This is a genomic window from Williamsia herbipolensis (assembly GCF_000964005.1).
Classification (GTDB): Bacteria; Actinomycetota; Actinomycetes; order Mycobacteriales; family Mycobacteriaceae; genus Williamsia_A; species Williamsia_A herbipolensis.
The window spans coordinates 163,272-178,044 of sequence record NZ_JXYP01000036.1 but is presented as its reverse complement, the minus strand read 5'-3'; the positions used below and the strand labels follow the sequence as shown (position 1 = coordinate 178,044).

Sequence of the window (14,773 nt, the reverse complement as noted above, 5' to 3'; positions counted from 1 at the left end):
CTCTCCAGGGCGATCGCGGCCGATGCCCAGGTGTCCTTGCCTAAACGTTAAGGCCTGGTGGCCGGTGCGCGCAGCGAAGGTTCACCTAAGTTCTCACCTGGGGTGATGTTGGTTACCCGCGAGTAGGTTCGAGCGCTCGCTCGGTACCCTTCCGCTCCGACGCCGCCGATGCGCGATCACGGCGAAACGGAATTCTCGGGCGGCCCGTCAGATACAGCGCGAACGGTGCGCGACGCAGCACCTCGGCGACCACGAGCGTGATCGCGACGGTCAGCACATAGACCACGATCGTGGCCCACGGCACGCCCAGATGTTGCTCGAACCAGCCCTTCGAGGTGACGTCGATGCGCGGCAGGATCAGCAGCTGCAGCACCAGGACGTGGGCGAGGAAGATCGCGAACGACCGGTTGGAGGCGTAGGCGACGACGCGATTGAACCGCGGCGTGCGGTCACGGCGGTCCGACCACCGCACGGCGACGCTGTAGAGCGCAGTGATGGCGAAGAAGATGAACGGCTGCAGCGTCGGGTTGAGTGCGAAGCCCGCGTCGACGGGGGTCTGCCCGCTGTCGACGCGCTGGGTGTAGGTGACGTAGGCGAAGACGGCGCTCGCGACGAGACCGACGACGATCCACCATCCGTGGGCGCGGACCCACGCGTCGACGCGGTCGCGGTGCACCGCCGCGACCCCGCCCAGGAACACGAAGAACTGGTACGGGATGAAGGTGGAGTACGCGTGCCACCAGTTGACGTAGAGCCAGCTGCCCTCCGGCGCGCTGAGGTGGTTGAGCGACCACAGGATCGCGAGCTGGACCGCGCCGCTCACGACCAGCAGTGCGAGGTGGTGTCCCCTCGTGGCCCGGACGATCCACAGGATCACCGGGAACAGGACGTAGAACTGCATGATCACGAACAGGAAGTAGAGGTGGAAGCCCGCGGTGCCCCACGCCAGACCGCTCAGGAGCGAGTCGAGGGAGAACGGCAGCTGCGACCAACCGCTCGCCGCGACGACGGAGAACGCCCAGTAGACGACCGACCAGATGAGGTAGGGGATCGCGACGAGCTTCAGGCGGCGGCGCCAGAACCGGAGCGACGCGAAATCGGCCTTGTCGTAGTTGCCGAACATGAGCACGAACCCGGTCAGGAAGAAGAAGGCGTTGCGGGTGAAGTGCCCCCACATACCGAGCGCGTTGGTCGCGAACGAGGTGTCCGACGCGTTCGTGTTCGTCAACACGTGGCAGAAGATGACCAGCAGGAACGTGCTCCCGCGCAGGAAGTCGAGCTGGTGGAGATGCCCCCGACGGGTGCGCGGCGCCGACTCGGCGACCGGTGCGGTCGCCTGTCGGTGCGCGGCGTCGGCGAGCGTCGACGTCATCGATCTGCTCGCGAGGCGGGGGAGAGCATCGCCGCGACGCTACCAGTGGCATCGGAACAGACCCAGAATCGTGATCTGGGCCACGAGCGCATCCGGTCGGCGGTGTCGTCGGCTGATGTCATGGTCTCCAGGATGGCGGGCGGACCTGTGAACGGGCTGTCAGAACGGTGCCCGTTCGCTTCGCTCAGCGCAGTGCTAGATCGCTTCGCTCAGGGCAGTGCACGATCGCTTCGCTCAGGGCACGGCGCGGGCGGCCGAGACGATGAGGTCGACGACACGGGGGAACGCCGACCAGGTCGAGGTGACCAGCGCGGAATGGGTCTGTTTCGGCAGCAGCACCAACCGCGGACGTCCGCCGGCGCGGGTGAGTGCCTCCACGTATGTCGTCGACTGGCTGGGACGCACGACGGTGTCGGCGGTGCCGTGCACGACCGTGATCGACGCGCTCGGGTCGAGGTTCTCGATGGGGTCGACGGCCCGGTAGCGGTCGGGTACCTGCGTCGGCGTGCCCCCGAGCGCGCGGATCACGCGTCGGTCGCCGGTATCGGCGGCAGCTCGCATGTTCAGGGGCCCGGCCAGGGAGATGATGCGGGTCGGGCGCCAGATCGCGCGGACGGGTGGGGGTTGCGTCGTGCTCGGTCGCCGGGTGCCCGCCCACACCGCGAGCTGGGCTCCGGCGGAGTGTCCGACGAGGGTGCTGTCGGCCGTGGCGATGGCGGGGTTGTCGGCGAGGAGGGTGGGCACGAAGTCGACACCGGCGGCGACGTCGGTGAACGTCGTCGGCCATCCGCCCCCGGATCCCAGCCTGCGGTACTCGAGGTTGTAGACGGCGAGCCCACGCGCGGCAAGGGTGCGCGCGAACGGTACGAACGTCCCCGCGCCGTACCGCGAGTTCCATCCACCGCCGTGCACCAGGACCACCAACGGGAGCGATCCCCGGGCGTGCGATCCGGGCGGCAGGAACAGGTCGCCGTAGTCCTGACCGGGATCGCCGGCGGTGGTGTCGAGGTAGACGTATCGGCGCACCGTGACCGCGTTCATCGCGGCCAGGGCCGGTGCCGCTGCGGTCCGCGACGCCTCCGCCGACGCCGGGCTCATCTGCCGATGTCGGCCGTCCTGGCTGGTCACGGGCAGGGCGACCACGACCGCGATCGCGGCCACCAGGGCGATCACGCCGCACAGTGCGACGAAGCCCCGCGGGTCGACTGTCGGCCGGCGGCTGCGGAGACGGGGACCGATCATCGGCGCCGACGATACCGGCGGGACGGCGCGGCTGTCGGGAACAGATCTCGGGTCCACGCCGTTGGACACCTCGAAACCTGAGTGAGATCGACTCAAGTGAGTTGACGACCTGTTCGACGACGGGTAGTAGTTGAGTCATCCGCGCTGAGGTTCACGGACATCCGGGTGCACGCTCATCCCGGTTTCGGCAAACGGAGAAAGCAACGCCGCGCCCCGCGCGGCATCGTCAAGGAGGCAACAAACATGGCACGTGCTGTCGGTATCGATCTCGGCACCACCAACTCGGTGGTGTCGGTTCTCGAAGGTGGAGAACCCACCGTCATCGCCAACGCCGAGGGTTCGCGGACCACACCGTCGGTGGTGGCTTTCGCGCGCAACGGCGAGGTCCTCGTGGGTCAGCCCGCGAAGAACCAGGCCGTCACCAACGTCGACCGCACCATCCGCTCGGTCAAGCGCCACATGGGCGAGGGCGACTGGTCGCAGAAGATCGACGACAAGGACTACACCCCGCAGGAGATCAGCGCCCGCACGCTGATGAAGCTCAAGCGCGACGCGGAGAGCTACCTCGGAGACGAGGTGACCGAGGCGGTCATCACCGTCCCCGCGTACTTCAACGACTCGCAGCGTCAGGCGACCAAGGAAGCCGGCCAGATCGCCGGCCTCAACGTCCTGCGCATCGTCAACGAGCCCACCGCGGCCGCACTCGCGTACGGCCTGGACAAGGGCCAGTCCGAGCAGACCATCCTCGTCTTCGACCTCGGCGGCGGCACGTTCGACGTGTCCCTGCTCGAGATCGGTGACGGTGTCGTCGAGGTCCGGGCGACCTCCGGTGACAACAACCTCGGCGGCGACGACTGGGACCAGCGCATCGTCGACTGGCTCGTCGACAAGTTCAAGGCGCAGAACGGCATCGACCTGACCAAGGACAAGATGGCGTTGCAGCGTCTGCGTGAGGCGGCCGAGAAGGCGAAGATCGAACTGTCGTCCGGTCAGAGCACCTCGATCAACCTGCCCTACATCACCGTCGACTCCGACAAGAACCCGCTGTTCCTCGACGAGCAGTTGAGCCGCAGCGAGTTCCAGAAGATCACCTCGGACCTGCTCGAGCGCACCCGTGCGCCGTTCCAGGCCGTGATCAAGGACGCCGGCGTCTCGGTCGGCGACATCGACCACGTCGTGCTCGTCGGTGGTTCCACCCGTATGCCCGCGGTCAGCGAGCTGGTCAAGGAGCTCACCGGTGGACAGGAGCCCAACAAGGGCGTCAACCCCGACGAGGTCGTCGCCGTGGGTGCCGCACTGCAGGCCGGTGTGCTGCGCGGTGAGGTGAAAGACGTTCTGCTGCTCGACGTCACACCCCTGAGCCTCGGTATCGAGACCAAGGGTGGCGTCATGCACAAGCTGATCGAGCGCAACACCACCATCCCGACCAAGCGGTCGGAGACCTACACCACGGCCGAGGACAGCCAGCCGTCGGTGCAGATCCAGGTGTACCAGGGTGAACGCGAGATCGCGTCGCACAACAAGCTGCTCGGCTCGTTCGAGCTGGCCGGCATCGCGCCTGCGCCGCAGGGTGTCCCGCAGATCGAGGTGACCTTCGACATCGACGCCAACGGCATCGTGCACGTCACCGCGAAGGACAAGGGCACCGGCAAGGAGAACACCATCCGGATCCAGGACGGCTCGGGCCTGAGCAAGGACGAGATCGACCGGATGATCAAGGACGCCGAGGCGCACGCCGACGAGGACCGTAAGCGCAAGGAAGAGGCCGAGACCCGCAACCAGGCGGAGTCGTTGGTGAACCAGACCGAGAAGTTCTTGAAGGAGAACGAGGACAAGGTTCCCGCCGACGCCAAGGAGAAGGTCGAAGCCGCGATCGCCGGCGCCAACGAGGCGCTCAAGGGCACCGATCTCGCCGCGATCAAGACCGCGGTCGAGACCCTGTCCACCGAGTCGCAGGCTCTGGGACAGGCGATCTACGCCAACGCCGCGGCCGAGGGCGGCGCCGAGGGCGCTCCGGGTGCATCGGCCGGTGCCGACGACGTCGTCGACGCCGAGGTCGTGGACGAGCCCGCCGACACCGACGGTGAGAACAAGTGACGGCTGATCAGCCGGGTACACCGCAGGAGGAGCCGGGCGATCCGGTCGACCTCGGGGAGGTGAACCCGGAGGACGTGTCCGCAGCGGCCGAGGCGGCGGCGAACGCCGATCCCGCCGAGGCCGGTGCAGCCGACGGCGCCGAGCTGACGCCCGAGGAGGCCTCGGCGGAGCCGAATTCTGTGTCACCGTCGGCCAAGGAGGCGGAGTTGTTGGCCGACCTGCAGCGACTGCAGGCCGAGTACGCCAACTACCGGCGCCGCGCCGAGCGGGAACGCCAGGGTGCGGTCGAGCAGGGCAAGGCGACGTTGATCAACGCGTTGCTGCCCACGCTCGACGACCTCGACCGTGCGCGTGCGCACGGCGATCTCGAGAGCGGACCGCTGCGCGGTGTCGCCGACAAGATCGTCGACACGCTGACGGCGCAGGGGCTCAGTGCCTTCGGTGCAGAGGGTGACGCGTTCGACCCGGCTCTGCACGAGGCCGTGCAGCACGACGGCGACGGCGCGAGCCCGGTGATCGGGGCGGTCTACCGACAGGGATATCGCCTCGGCGATCGCCTGCTGCGGACCGCGATGGTCACCGTGACCGACGGCACCCCGGCCGACGCCTGAGCAAGTGACACCCACCTCGCACCGCCGCGACCGCCCCTCCGGGGTCCGTCGCGGCGGTGCGGGCGTCGGTGGTGCGACACCATGTCGACAAACACAGAACTTTTCCGCCCGCAGGGGCGACGATTCTCACGAAAGAGGAGGTGACGCCCTATGGCTCCACAGAGGGAATGGTTAGAGCACGACTTCTACAAGGATCTGGGCGTCGCTTCGGACGCCTCGGCCGACGCCATCAAGAAGGCGTATCGCAAGCTGGCCCGGGAGTTGCACCCCGACGCCAACCCCGGCGATGCCGCGGCGGAGGAGCGATTCAAGCGCGTGTCGGAGGCGCACAGCGTGCTGTCCGATCCCGCGAAACGCAAGGAGTACGACGAGACGCGCAGCGCCTTCGCCGGCGGACGATTCCGCGGCAACGGTGCGGGCGGCGGCTTCGGCGGCGGCTTCACCGGCGGTGGTGGTCGGGCGACACCCGGTGCCGGTGGCGGATTCGACGTCGGTGACCTGTTCGGCAACGCCGGCACGACCGCGGGCGGCGACGGCGCGTTCGGTGACCTGTTCGGCGGCCTGTTCAACCGGGCACCCCGGACCGCGACACGACCGCGCCGGGGCAACGACCTCGAGACGCAGACGACGTTGTCGTTCCGCGACGCCGCGCTCGGCACGACGGTGTCGTTGTCACTGACGTCGCCGTCGCCGTGCACGACATGTCACGGCAGTGGCGCCAAACCCGGCACCAGCCCGAGGGTCTGCTCGACCTGTAACGGTGCCGGCGTCGTGAGCCGCAACCAGGGTGCGTTCGGGTTCAGTGAGCCCTGCACCGACTGCCAGGGGACGGGCTCGCGCATCGACGAGCCGTGCTCGGACTGCTCGGGCAACGGCGTCACCGTGCGGACGCGCACCATCAACGTCCGCATCCCGGTCGGCGTCGAGGACGGGCAACGGATCCGTCTCGCCGGGCAGGGTGAGGCCGGTCTGCGTGGCGCGCCGTCGGGCGACCTCTACGTGACCGTCACGGTGAGCCCCGCGGTGTTCACGCGCGTCGGCAACGACCTGAAGGTCGAACTACCGGTCAGCTTCGGCGAACTGGTGCTCGGCGCGACGGTGTCGGTGCCGACGTTGGAGGGCACGGTCGGGGTGAAGATCCCGCCGAACACCTCCGACGGCCGGACGCTGCGGGTACGCGGTCGAGGAGTCAGCAAACGGGCCGGCGGTGCCGGTGACCTGTTGGTGACGGTGAAGGTCGCGGTGCCGAAGAAGCTCGACGACGCCGCCGTCGAGAAGCTCCGCGAGTACGCCGATGCCGAGCGCGCCAGTGGTTTTCGGCCGAGGGACGGATGGGGTGATCAGTGATGAGCCGATCGGCCGCCGGAGGCGACGACGAGGTCTTCATGATCTCCGTCGCCGCCGAGCTCGCGGGCATGCACGCCCAGACCCTGCGCACCTACGATCGCCTCGGCCTCGTGCGTCCGCAGCGCGCGGCCGGCGGCGGCCGGCGCTACTCGGCGCGTGACGTCGAGCTGCTGCGCGAGGTGCAGCGCCTCTCGCAGGACGAGGGCGTGAATCTCGAGGGCATCAAACGCATCATCGATCTCACCAACCATGTCGACGCGCTGGCCCAGCGCGTCCGCGAACTCGAGGCCGAACTCGCCTCGGCCCGCAACGATCTGCGTCATCGCGGGCACGGCGGCGAACTCGTCCCCGTACCGCGCACCAGCGCCCTCGTGGTCTGGCAACCCCGCGGCAAACGCACTCGCTGACCCTGGCTCAGGTGGCGTCGAGCCACTCGTCGATCGCGGATGTGACGTGCGCGGGTGACTCGACGGGAGTGAGATGTCCGGTGGCGTCGAGGATGACCGGTGATCCCCTCCCCGGCAGGAGTTCGCTCAGGCGATGTGCCTGCTCCACGGGGATCCACGGATCGTCAGCGCCCCACCCGACTGCGGTGGCACACCGGACGGTGTGGAGCCGTTCGGCGACGGGTCGTGTGTCCTCCGGATGCAGCGACGCGATCTGGCGGTAGAAGCGTCGCTGTCCCGACCGTCCCGACCAGCTGCGTGTCAGCACGCTGCGCCACTCGTCCGACAGATGGCCGTGTGCGGCGCCCGCGATGTAGGCGCCCACCACCGCCAGGTGCAGTGCTGCAGGTAGCTGGTCGAACACATCGCCGTGTGCGCGTACGAGTGCGAAAAATGCTGAGCCCCAGGGGTGCAGCGTCACCACGTCCCAGAGGAACAGGCCGGCGTACTCGGCCCTGTGGAGCAGGTGCGCACCAAGGGCGACCGCACCGCCGATGTCGTGGGCAACGACATGTGGGCGGACGAGTCCCCACGTCGTGAGCAGGGTCGCGAAGCGGGACATCTGCGCCGGCAGATCGATCCGGACATCGTCGTCGCCGGCCGAGTGGCCGTACCCGGGCATGTCCCACAGGAACACTCGTCGATGATGGCTCACCGCCCGGCCGACCTCGGCCCAGACCTGTGCGGACCACGGCGTGCCGTGACAGAAGACGACGTCCCCGACGGGTGCGCGTCCACGGTTCTCGAGCACGTAGGTGGCGATGGACGTCCCGTCGATGGTGACGTGGACAGGGTCGGGCAGCGGCGGAATCGGCGTGGTCATGGTCGGGGACGCTAGGAGTTCAGGTCGACCTGAGGTCAAGCTGCAAAACTGTGAGGGTGAGGATCGGAGAGGTCGCCGAGCAGGTCGGAGTCGCCGAGCACGTCCTGAGGCATTGGGATGCGGAGGGGGTGGTGGTCGCCGACAGATCCGCGTCGGGCCACCGCCTCTACACCGACGAGCACGTCCGACGCGTGGAAGTGGTGCGCGCATGTCAGCGCATCGGTATGAGCCTCCCGCAGATCCGGCAGGTGCTCCATCGTGGGTCTGCGGGACGAGCCGAGGTGTTGACCCGGCAGCTCGAACACCTCCGGGAGCAGCGGCAACGCCTGCTCCGCGCCGAACAGTTTCTCACCCATGTGATCGGGTGCAGACACGACCTGGTCAGCGAATGTGACGCATGCTCGCGCTTCGCGCAGGACCCTGTCTGCACCCCGCGGGTGTCGGGTTCGTGGCGACCGGCATCACACGGCGTCGAGTAGCGCGCGGAGCCGTCGTTCGATGGGTCGACGTTTCAGGGTTGCGATGCGGCGGCACCGTAGCCGGCTGCGCGCAGTGTCGACAGCAGCTCCGAACGCGAGGTCGACCCGAGCCGACGTCGGATGCGTGCGACGTGGTGCTCGACGGTCTTCGCCGAGATGAACAGCGCGGCCCCGATCTCGCGATACGTGAGGCCCAGCACGAGCTTCTCCGCGATCTCGGCCTCGCGTTCGGAGAGGGTGGCGACACCGGTCGCGCCGGGTGCCGGGACCGCGGGGGCCTCGGGACCGGGCGACGCACCGGCTGACGGTGCTCCGCCGATGGTGCGCGCCGTCTGTAGCAGGGAGGTGGCCGAGCGGGTGTCGTCCACACGCAGTGCCCCCTCCGCGGCGAGTCGGGCGCCGTCGAAACCGTGGCCGATGCGGTGCAGATCGTGTGCGGCGAGGTCGATCTCGTCGACCGACAACGGGGGATCGGCATCGTCACCCTGCAGCACGCGCAGCCACACCCGCCCCGCCCGCGCCAGAACCGCGGCGTAGGGGTGCGCATCGGCGGCCGTACCGAGTGCCCTGGCGTGCGGCACCAACGCATCCGGGGTCCCGGCGAGGATCGCCGCCTGGACGCCGTACCAGTGCCACGCCGCGGCCCAGACCGGTGGATCGCCGAGCGCGGCGAGCAGTCGGTCGACCTCGGCGGCGAGGTGCGCGATGCGGTCGGCGGCGCCGCAACGCACGGCGGCCAACCGCAGCTCGCCCAGTGGCAGGAGCGCGAACAGGTCGGCCTCGGCCTCTGCCACTGCCGGCTGCGCGTCACGCCACGCGCCGGCCAGTGCCCCCGAATCGCCGTGGCGGCGGGCGATACCGGCACGCAGAGCGTGCATCAGGAGGCGTTCGCGGTGGCACCCCACCGTCACCGACGACGCCAGCGCGGCCGCGCGGGTGAGATCGCCTGCGGTCATGGCGGTCCACGCGTCGAGGAGGAGCAGTCGGGCGTCTGTGCGGGCGTCGCCGGAACCGTCCGCCGGAGTACTGCGCCGGGCGAGCACCGATGCCGCGCCGGCGAGGTCCCCGGTGTGCAGCATCAACAGGATGGCGACCACGGCGGCGGACTCGGGTTCGATGCGGTGGTGGTCGGTGGCGGCCGACACCGAGCGCAACACCGCGCCGACCGCGGTCGCGGGTGTAGCCGTGACCGACGCCAGGAGGCCGGCGGCGAGTTGCGCGGCGGCGGTGTTGTCGGTCGTGGGCGGCGCGTGTTCGGCGACGGCGAGGAACTCCTCGGCCGACGTCCGGTCACCCGCGGCGATGACGGCGACGACCCCGGCGGCGGCGTCGGTCCCGGCCCTGTCGGACCCCAACCAGCGGAAGAGTTGCGCAGCGCGAGAGTAGGTTCCGCGACGGGCGGCGACCGAGGCCGCGATGCGGACGCCGGTCGCGACCGCGGCCCGGTCCTCGGAGCCGAGCGCTTCGTCGGCGATGCGGTCGGCCGTGTCGAGGTCATCGGCCGCCAGTGCCGCGGCGGCCAGCGGCCGATCGCAGACCGACCGGTCGGCGCCGGCCGCGCGTGCCGCCGACCAGATCGTGACCGCCCGGTGCCCGCGGGCGGCCCGGGCATGGTCGATGAGGGTCTCGGCCAGTGCGGGGTCGACCATCCCGTCGCCCGCCGCCGACAGTGCCCGCTCGAGGGGAAGTGCGTTGTGCGCCAGTTGCACCCCTACCAGGGCGGTGCGGGTGGTCGCGATCTGGTGCGCGCCGACCACGGCGGTGAGCGCGGGATCGGCATCGGCGAGAAACGTGTCGGAGTCGCCGAGGAAGCCCGATCCCCGAGCAGCGTCGATGGCCGACGTCGCGGCCGCGATGTCGAGGTCGCAGGTCTGGGCGACGGCGTCGGGGTCGAGAGTGGAACCGGCGGCGGCGATGATCAGCACGCGCAGTGTGGCGCGGTCGAGGCGACGCAGTGCGCGATGGTGATACGCCGAGATGGCCTCGGCTGCGACACCGATCGTCGATCGGGCCCCGGAGTCGACATCGTCCTGTGTGGTCACCGCGGAGATCGCGGCGTCGATCGCGGCACGGTTCCCGCCGCTCATCCGCGCGATCGCCGTGGCCACCGCAGGTGACAGTCGGCGTCCGGATCGTTCGACGACCCCGGTCGCGGTGACGGGGGGCAGGGTGACGACACGACCGTGAGAACCGATCGCGGCGAACACATCTCGCAGGAGTGGTCGATGATCGCGGGGCTCGGCCCCGACGGCGACGGCGACCTCACCGGTCGCGGCGATCGAGGCCAGTCGCGCGAGCGTCGTGTCGTCGAGATCGTGGGCGTCATCGATCACCAGTGCGGTCCCGGCGTCCGGGGCCGCGGGCACGGAGGTGATCACCACCGTGCCGGCGCTGCGGTGACAGTCGGCGATCGACGACAGCAGAAGAGTCTTCCCGCCCCCGGCTGTCGCGCTGATGCCGACGTGCCCGCGACGCTCGTCGGCGGCGAGTGCCGCCAGCAGGGTATGCGCATCGGGCATTCCCGCGAGGGCGACGCCGCCCACGGCGTGATCGGTCATCGACGAGAATGGGTCAGGGCAGACCGGGGATCCCGGGCAGGCTAGGCAGCTTCGGTATGAGGTCTGTCAGCGGAGGGCCGTTGCCAGGGGGTATGACCGCGGGCTGAACGACCGGTGGGACGAATGGTGCGGGAGCAGCTGAAGATGTTGCGCCCGCGGTCGGAGCGCCTGCCTGCGACCCGGAATTGTCTGGAGCCGCGTTGGTGTTGGCCGATGCGGGATTGCCGCCACGCGCCTGAGCCTGCGCCTGGGCTTGCGCCTGAGCCCGAGCCTGCGCCTGGGCTTGTGCCTGTGCCTGTGCCTGGGCCTGGGCTTGGGCTTGAGCCTGCGCGCCTCCATCGGTCCGGCCGGCCGACGGCGTGGTGGTGATCCGCGATTCGACGATGGTGGGCACACCGGCGGTCGCGGCGGCCGAGGTCGACGAGCTGGCATCGGCCAGCGGGTTGATCGCGGTGGCGACGGCGGCATCGGACGGATCGGACCCCGAATTCAACGAGGCGGCGACCGCGAGTCCACCCGCGGAGAGCAGGGCGACGGTGACGAACGCACCGATGAGCGCCAACCGCTTCCGACGGCCGGAGTTCTCGATCTCGTCGACGGCGCTGGGAGCCGGTGTCGCCGCGGCCACGGTGTGGATACGGCTCGCCATCGCGGCGCCGCCGGCGGCAGCGGCCGCCGTGGCGGGCACCGCGGCGGCCCCCGACCCCGACGCGAGGATCGCCGCGCCGTAGGCGGCGGTGGTGGCGGGGTCGGAATCGACGACCACCGGCACGCGGAGAACGCCCGAGAGCATCTCGGCGACGACGGGAATCGCGGCCCCGCCTCCCGTGAGGAGCAACGCCCCCACGTCTCGGAGGCGGTGTCCGGACGCGGTGACCGCCTCGCGCAGCATCGTCATCGACGCGAACATCTGGTTCTGCACGAGCGATTCGAGCTCGGAGCGGCTCAGGGTCACCTGCGAGTCGGCGCCGGGCAGGTCGACGGCGATGGTTGCGTCGGTCTCCGTCGACAGCGCTTCCTTCGCCGCAGTGGCGTCGGCGCGGAGTCCGGCCATCGCGGCGGCGGCCGTGGGATCCGACGGGTCGACTGCGTTCGCGCCGGATGCCGCGAGCACGTGGTCGACGACGAGCTGATCGATCGCGTCGCCGCTGATCTCGTGCGATCGCACGGGCGTACCGACGATCTGGGGGTTCTCGCCCGTCTCGACGACGGCGATGTCGAGCGCGGAGGCACCGAGGTCGTAGACGACGACCAGAGAACCGTCGGAGACGTGATCGAGTTCGCCGCCCGCGGCGGTGGCGGCGGCGAGGCTGGCCAGGGCCTCGGGGACGACGCGGACGTCGGAGAGACCGTGCCCTGTGACGGCGTCACGCAGTTCGTCGTTCTCCGACTGCTGCCAGTCGTTGGGTCCGGCGACGACGACGTCGTTCGAGGTGGAGCCCGACTCGTCGGCCAGATCGGCGATCGCGGTCGCGTAGGCCGCGTCCGCAGGTGTCGGTCGCACCAGGGCGTCGTAGGAACCCGTCGGTGTCGCCGACACCGCGACCGAGGTCGTCGCACCGATCTTCACACCGAGTCCAGCAGCCATGGGGGTCGCTCCGTCCGATTGGGGAGCACGTATCGACGACGACCCCCCGGCCGGTCGTGACTCCACGGTCAACTTCCTCATCGCCATCGAACACCCTTCCGTTACCGCTCGCCACCGATTGCGGCGAGTTCGCCGCGGTGGCTGTGGTCTCGATCCACGGTCATCGCAGGCCCTGGCGCTGTGGGCCGCTCAGCGGCCGAACAGGCCGCCGAGGCCGGGCACCGTCGGCAGTGCGGGAACGGTGGGGATGGGGTTGAAGGTCTGCTCGGGCACGGTGTCGCCACCCGAACCGGTGTCGCCCGACCCAGAACCGCCACCCGTCGAGCCCGATCCACCGGTCGATCCGCCGCTCGTCGCGCCGCCCCCGGTAGAACCGCCGCTCGTGCCCCCGCCCGATCCGTTCGAGGTCCCGCCGGACGTGGAACCGCCGTTCGAGGCGCCGCCGGACTGCGTCCCGCCCGAGCCGGAGCCCGTGGAACCCGAACCGGTGCCACCGGAGGTGGAGCCGCCCGAGGTCCGGTCCGAGGAGCCGCTCGACCTGGCGTCGTTCGCGGCGGACGTCCGGGCCGCGGAGGCGGGCGCACCGGATCGCGCAGCCGCCGAGGGAGCCGCCGGCGACGACGCCGCGGGTGTCGCGGCCGAGGTCGCGGTTGTCGCGGCCGGGCTCTCCGACGAACTCAGCGCGGTACCGACCGACAACCCGCCCGCGGTGATGAGCGCGATCGCCACCGCGACCCCACCGATGATCGCGAGCCGACGGGTACGACCCGATGTCGACGTCGCGGCGACCGGCGTCCGCGGGGCGGGGGAGACCGTGCGGGAGACGACCGTCTCGGCGGAGGCGGAGGCGGAGGCGTTCGACGTGGCGCCTGCGACCTCGGCTGCGGCCGCGGCGGCGTTGGCGGGCATGGCGTCGAGGGCCCCGGGTGCGGCGTCGATCTCGGCGGCCAGGATGGCGGCACCGAACGCCGAGGTGGTGGCGGGGTCGGCATCGACGACCACCGGGATCCGCAGGACACCGGAGAGCATCTCGGTCACCAGCGGCATCGCCGCGCCGCCGCCGGTGAGCAGCAGGGCGCCGACGTCGCGCAGGCTGTGGCCCGAGGCGGTGACCGCGTCACGCAGCAACGACACCGCTGCGAACATCTGGTCGTGCAGCAGCGACTCGATCTCCGAGCGCACCAGTCGGGTCTCGGTGTGCAGCCCGGGCAGGTCGACGGTGAGGGTGGTGTCGGTGTCGACCGACAACGTCTCCTTCGCGATCGTGCAGCGCCGGCGCAGTGCGGTCAGCGCCTCGACCGTCGCGGGTTCGAACGGATCGATCGAGTCGGCCGCGTCGACCGACTGCAGCACGTGGGCCAGCAGCAGCTGGTCGAACGAGTCGCCGCTGATCTCCTCCGACCGTGTCGGTCGGCCCAGGATCTGCGACTCGTCGCCGGTGCGGACGACGGTGATGTCGAGTGCCGACCCGCCGAGGTCGAACACGACAACGACGTCGGACGGCAGCTCACGGCCGGTGGCCTGCGCCGCCGTGACGCTCGCGATGGCCTCGGGCACGAAGGTGACGTCGGAGAGGCCGTGGGCGTCGGCTGCGGCGCGCACCATGTCGACGGTGTAGGGCTGCCATCCGTTCGGGCAGGTCACGACGACACTGGTGGCGTCCGAGCGGGACTCCGCGGCCAGGCACGCCAGCGCCGTCGCGTAGAGGTCCTCGCCGCTGAAGCGTCGGCCGTCGTCGGCGACGAGTTCCACCGGGTCGCCCACGCGCTCGGTGAAGCCGGACAGTCGCGCCGAGCCCTCGGCGCCGGCGTCCTGCCGTGCCGATGCCAGCACCGGTTCGCGACCGGGCGCCACCTCCAGTGCGGTGGGCCGCACGAGCGCGTCGTAGGTGCCCGACGGTGTGGACGAGACAGCCACCGACATGGAGGCGCCGATCTTCATGCCCAGGCCCGACGGTCGGCGGGTGTCTGCTGCCGCAGCGGGCGTGTGGTGGCCTCCGGCAGTGGAATTGTGGTGGCCTCCGGCCATGAGGTCGACTCCCGTTCGTCGCTGGGGTGGGGTCGTGACCCCACCGGTTCTTCTCCCGCTTGTCGCCATCGGGGCCCACCGCGTTACCCCATGACGGGCCCCTCGAGATGGTCGCGGGGGGATCCCCTAATGCCCCCGACGAGACAGGGGGCTTCACCCCGTTGGGCCCGGGTGCCCTCGCC

Annotated in this window: 11 protein-coding genes; 5 read left to right on the top strand and 6 right to left on the bottom strand. The window is 70.3% G+C overall.

Annotation, left to right across the window (positions count from 1 at the left end; translation table 11 throughout):
• Nucleotides 1–112 precede the first annotated feature (112 nt).
• Nucleotides 113–1,372 carry an acyltransferase gene (locus tag TU34_RS19210; protein WP_045824488.1) on the bottom strand — a complete coding sequence of 420 codons (1,260 nt, stop codon included), beginning with the start codon at nucleotides 1,370–1,372 and terminating at the stop codon, nucleotides 113–115.
• A 234-nt stretch (nucleotides 1,373–1,606) separates the two neighbouring features.
• A complete protein-coding gene (locus TU34_RS19205; RefSeq protein ID WP_238981385.1) occupies nucleotides 1,607–2,614 on the bottom strand; it encodes an alpha/beta hydrolase family protein in 1,008 nt (335 codons plus the stop codon).
• 243 nt (nucleotides 2,615–2,857) lie between these two features.
• On the opposite strand from TU34_RS19205, the gene dnaK reads away from it, so the two are divergent.
• The 4 genes from dnaK (at nucleotide 2,858) to TU34_RS19185 (ending at nucleotide 7,076) form a co-directional block, all read left to right on the top strand.
• Complete coding sequence (gene dnaK / locus TU34_RS19200) at nucleotides 2,858–4,711, top strand: molecular chaperone DnaK (RefSeq protein ID WP_045824487.1); 1,854 nt, start codon at nucleotides 2,858–2,860, stop codon at nucleotides 4,709–4,711.
• Nucleotides 4,708–5,322, top strand: a complete 615-nt coding sequence (grpE, locus tag TU34_RS19195) for a nucleotide exchange factor GrpE (RefSeq protein WP_045824486.1) — start codon at nucleotides 4,708–4,710, stop codon at nucleotides 5,320–5,322. Before dnaK ends, grpE begins: the two co-directional genes overlap by 4 nt.
• A gap of 150 nt (nucleotides 5,323–5,472) precedes the next feature.
• Nucleotides 5,473–6,669, top strand: coding sequence for a molecular chaperone DnaJ (dnaJ, locus tag TU34_RS19190; protein ID WP_045824485.1), 1,197 nt, complete (start codon nucleotides 5,473–5,475; stop codon nucleotides 6,667–6,669).
• The gene (locus tag TU34_RS19185) at nucleotides 6,669–7,076 is read left to right on the top strand and encodes a heat shock protein transcriptional repressor HspR (protein WP_045824484.1); all 408 of its coding nucleotides are present in this window, start codon (nucleotides 6,669–6,671) and stop codon (nucleotides 7,074–7,076) included. Before dnaJ ends, TU34_RS19185 begins: the two co-directional genes overlap by 1 nt.
• A 7-nt stretch (nucleotides 7,077–7,083) precedes the next feature.
• On the opposite strand, the gene TU34_RS19180 is transcribed toward TU34_RS19185, so the two are convergent.
• On the bottom strand, nucleotides 7,084–7,938 hold the full coding sequence (locus TU34_RS19180) for an alpha/beta fold hydrolase (protein ID WP_045824483.1): 855 nt from the start codon (nucleotides 7,936–7,938) through the stop codon (nucleotides 7,084–7,086).
• A gap of 50 nt (nucleotides 7,939–7,988) precedes the next feature.
• On the opposite strand from TU34_RS19180, the gene TU34_RS19175 reads away from it, so the two are divergent.
• Entirely contained in the window at nucleotides 7,989–8,417 is a 429-nt protein-coding gene (locus TU34_RS19175) for a MerR family transcriptional regulator (RefSeq protein WP_338063016.1), read from the top strand.
• 32 nt (nucleotides 8,418–8,449) lie between these two features.
• On the opposite strand, the gene TU34_RS19170 is transcribed toward TU34_RS19175, so the two are convergent.
• The 3 genes from TU34_RS19170 to TU34_RS19160 form a co-directional block, all read right to left on the bottom strand.
• On the bottom strand, nucleotides 8,450–10,975 hold the full coding sequence (locus TU34_RS19170) for a LuxR C-terminal-related transcriptional regulator (RefSeq protein ID WP_052689055.1): 2,526 nt from the start codon (nucleotides 10,973–10,975) through the stop codon (nucleotides 8,450–8,452).
• Nucleotides 10,976–10,988: 13 nt separating this feature from the next.
• The gene (locus TU34_RS19165) at nucleotides 10,989–12,563 is read right to left on the bottom strand and encodes an Hsp70 family protein (RefSeq protein WP_045824482.1); all 1,575 of its coding nucleotides are present in this window, start codon (nucleotides 12,561–12,563) and stop codon (nucleotides 10,989–10,991) included.
• Between the two features lie 189 nt (nucleotides 12,564–12,752).
• Entirely contained in the window at nucleotides 12,753–14,591 is a 1,839-nt protein-coding gene (locus tag TU34_RS19160) for an Hsp70 family protein (protein ID WP_160298555.1), read from the bottom strand.
• Nucleotides 14,592–14,773: the final 182 nt, after the last annotated feature.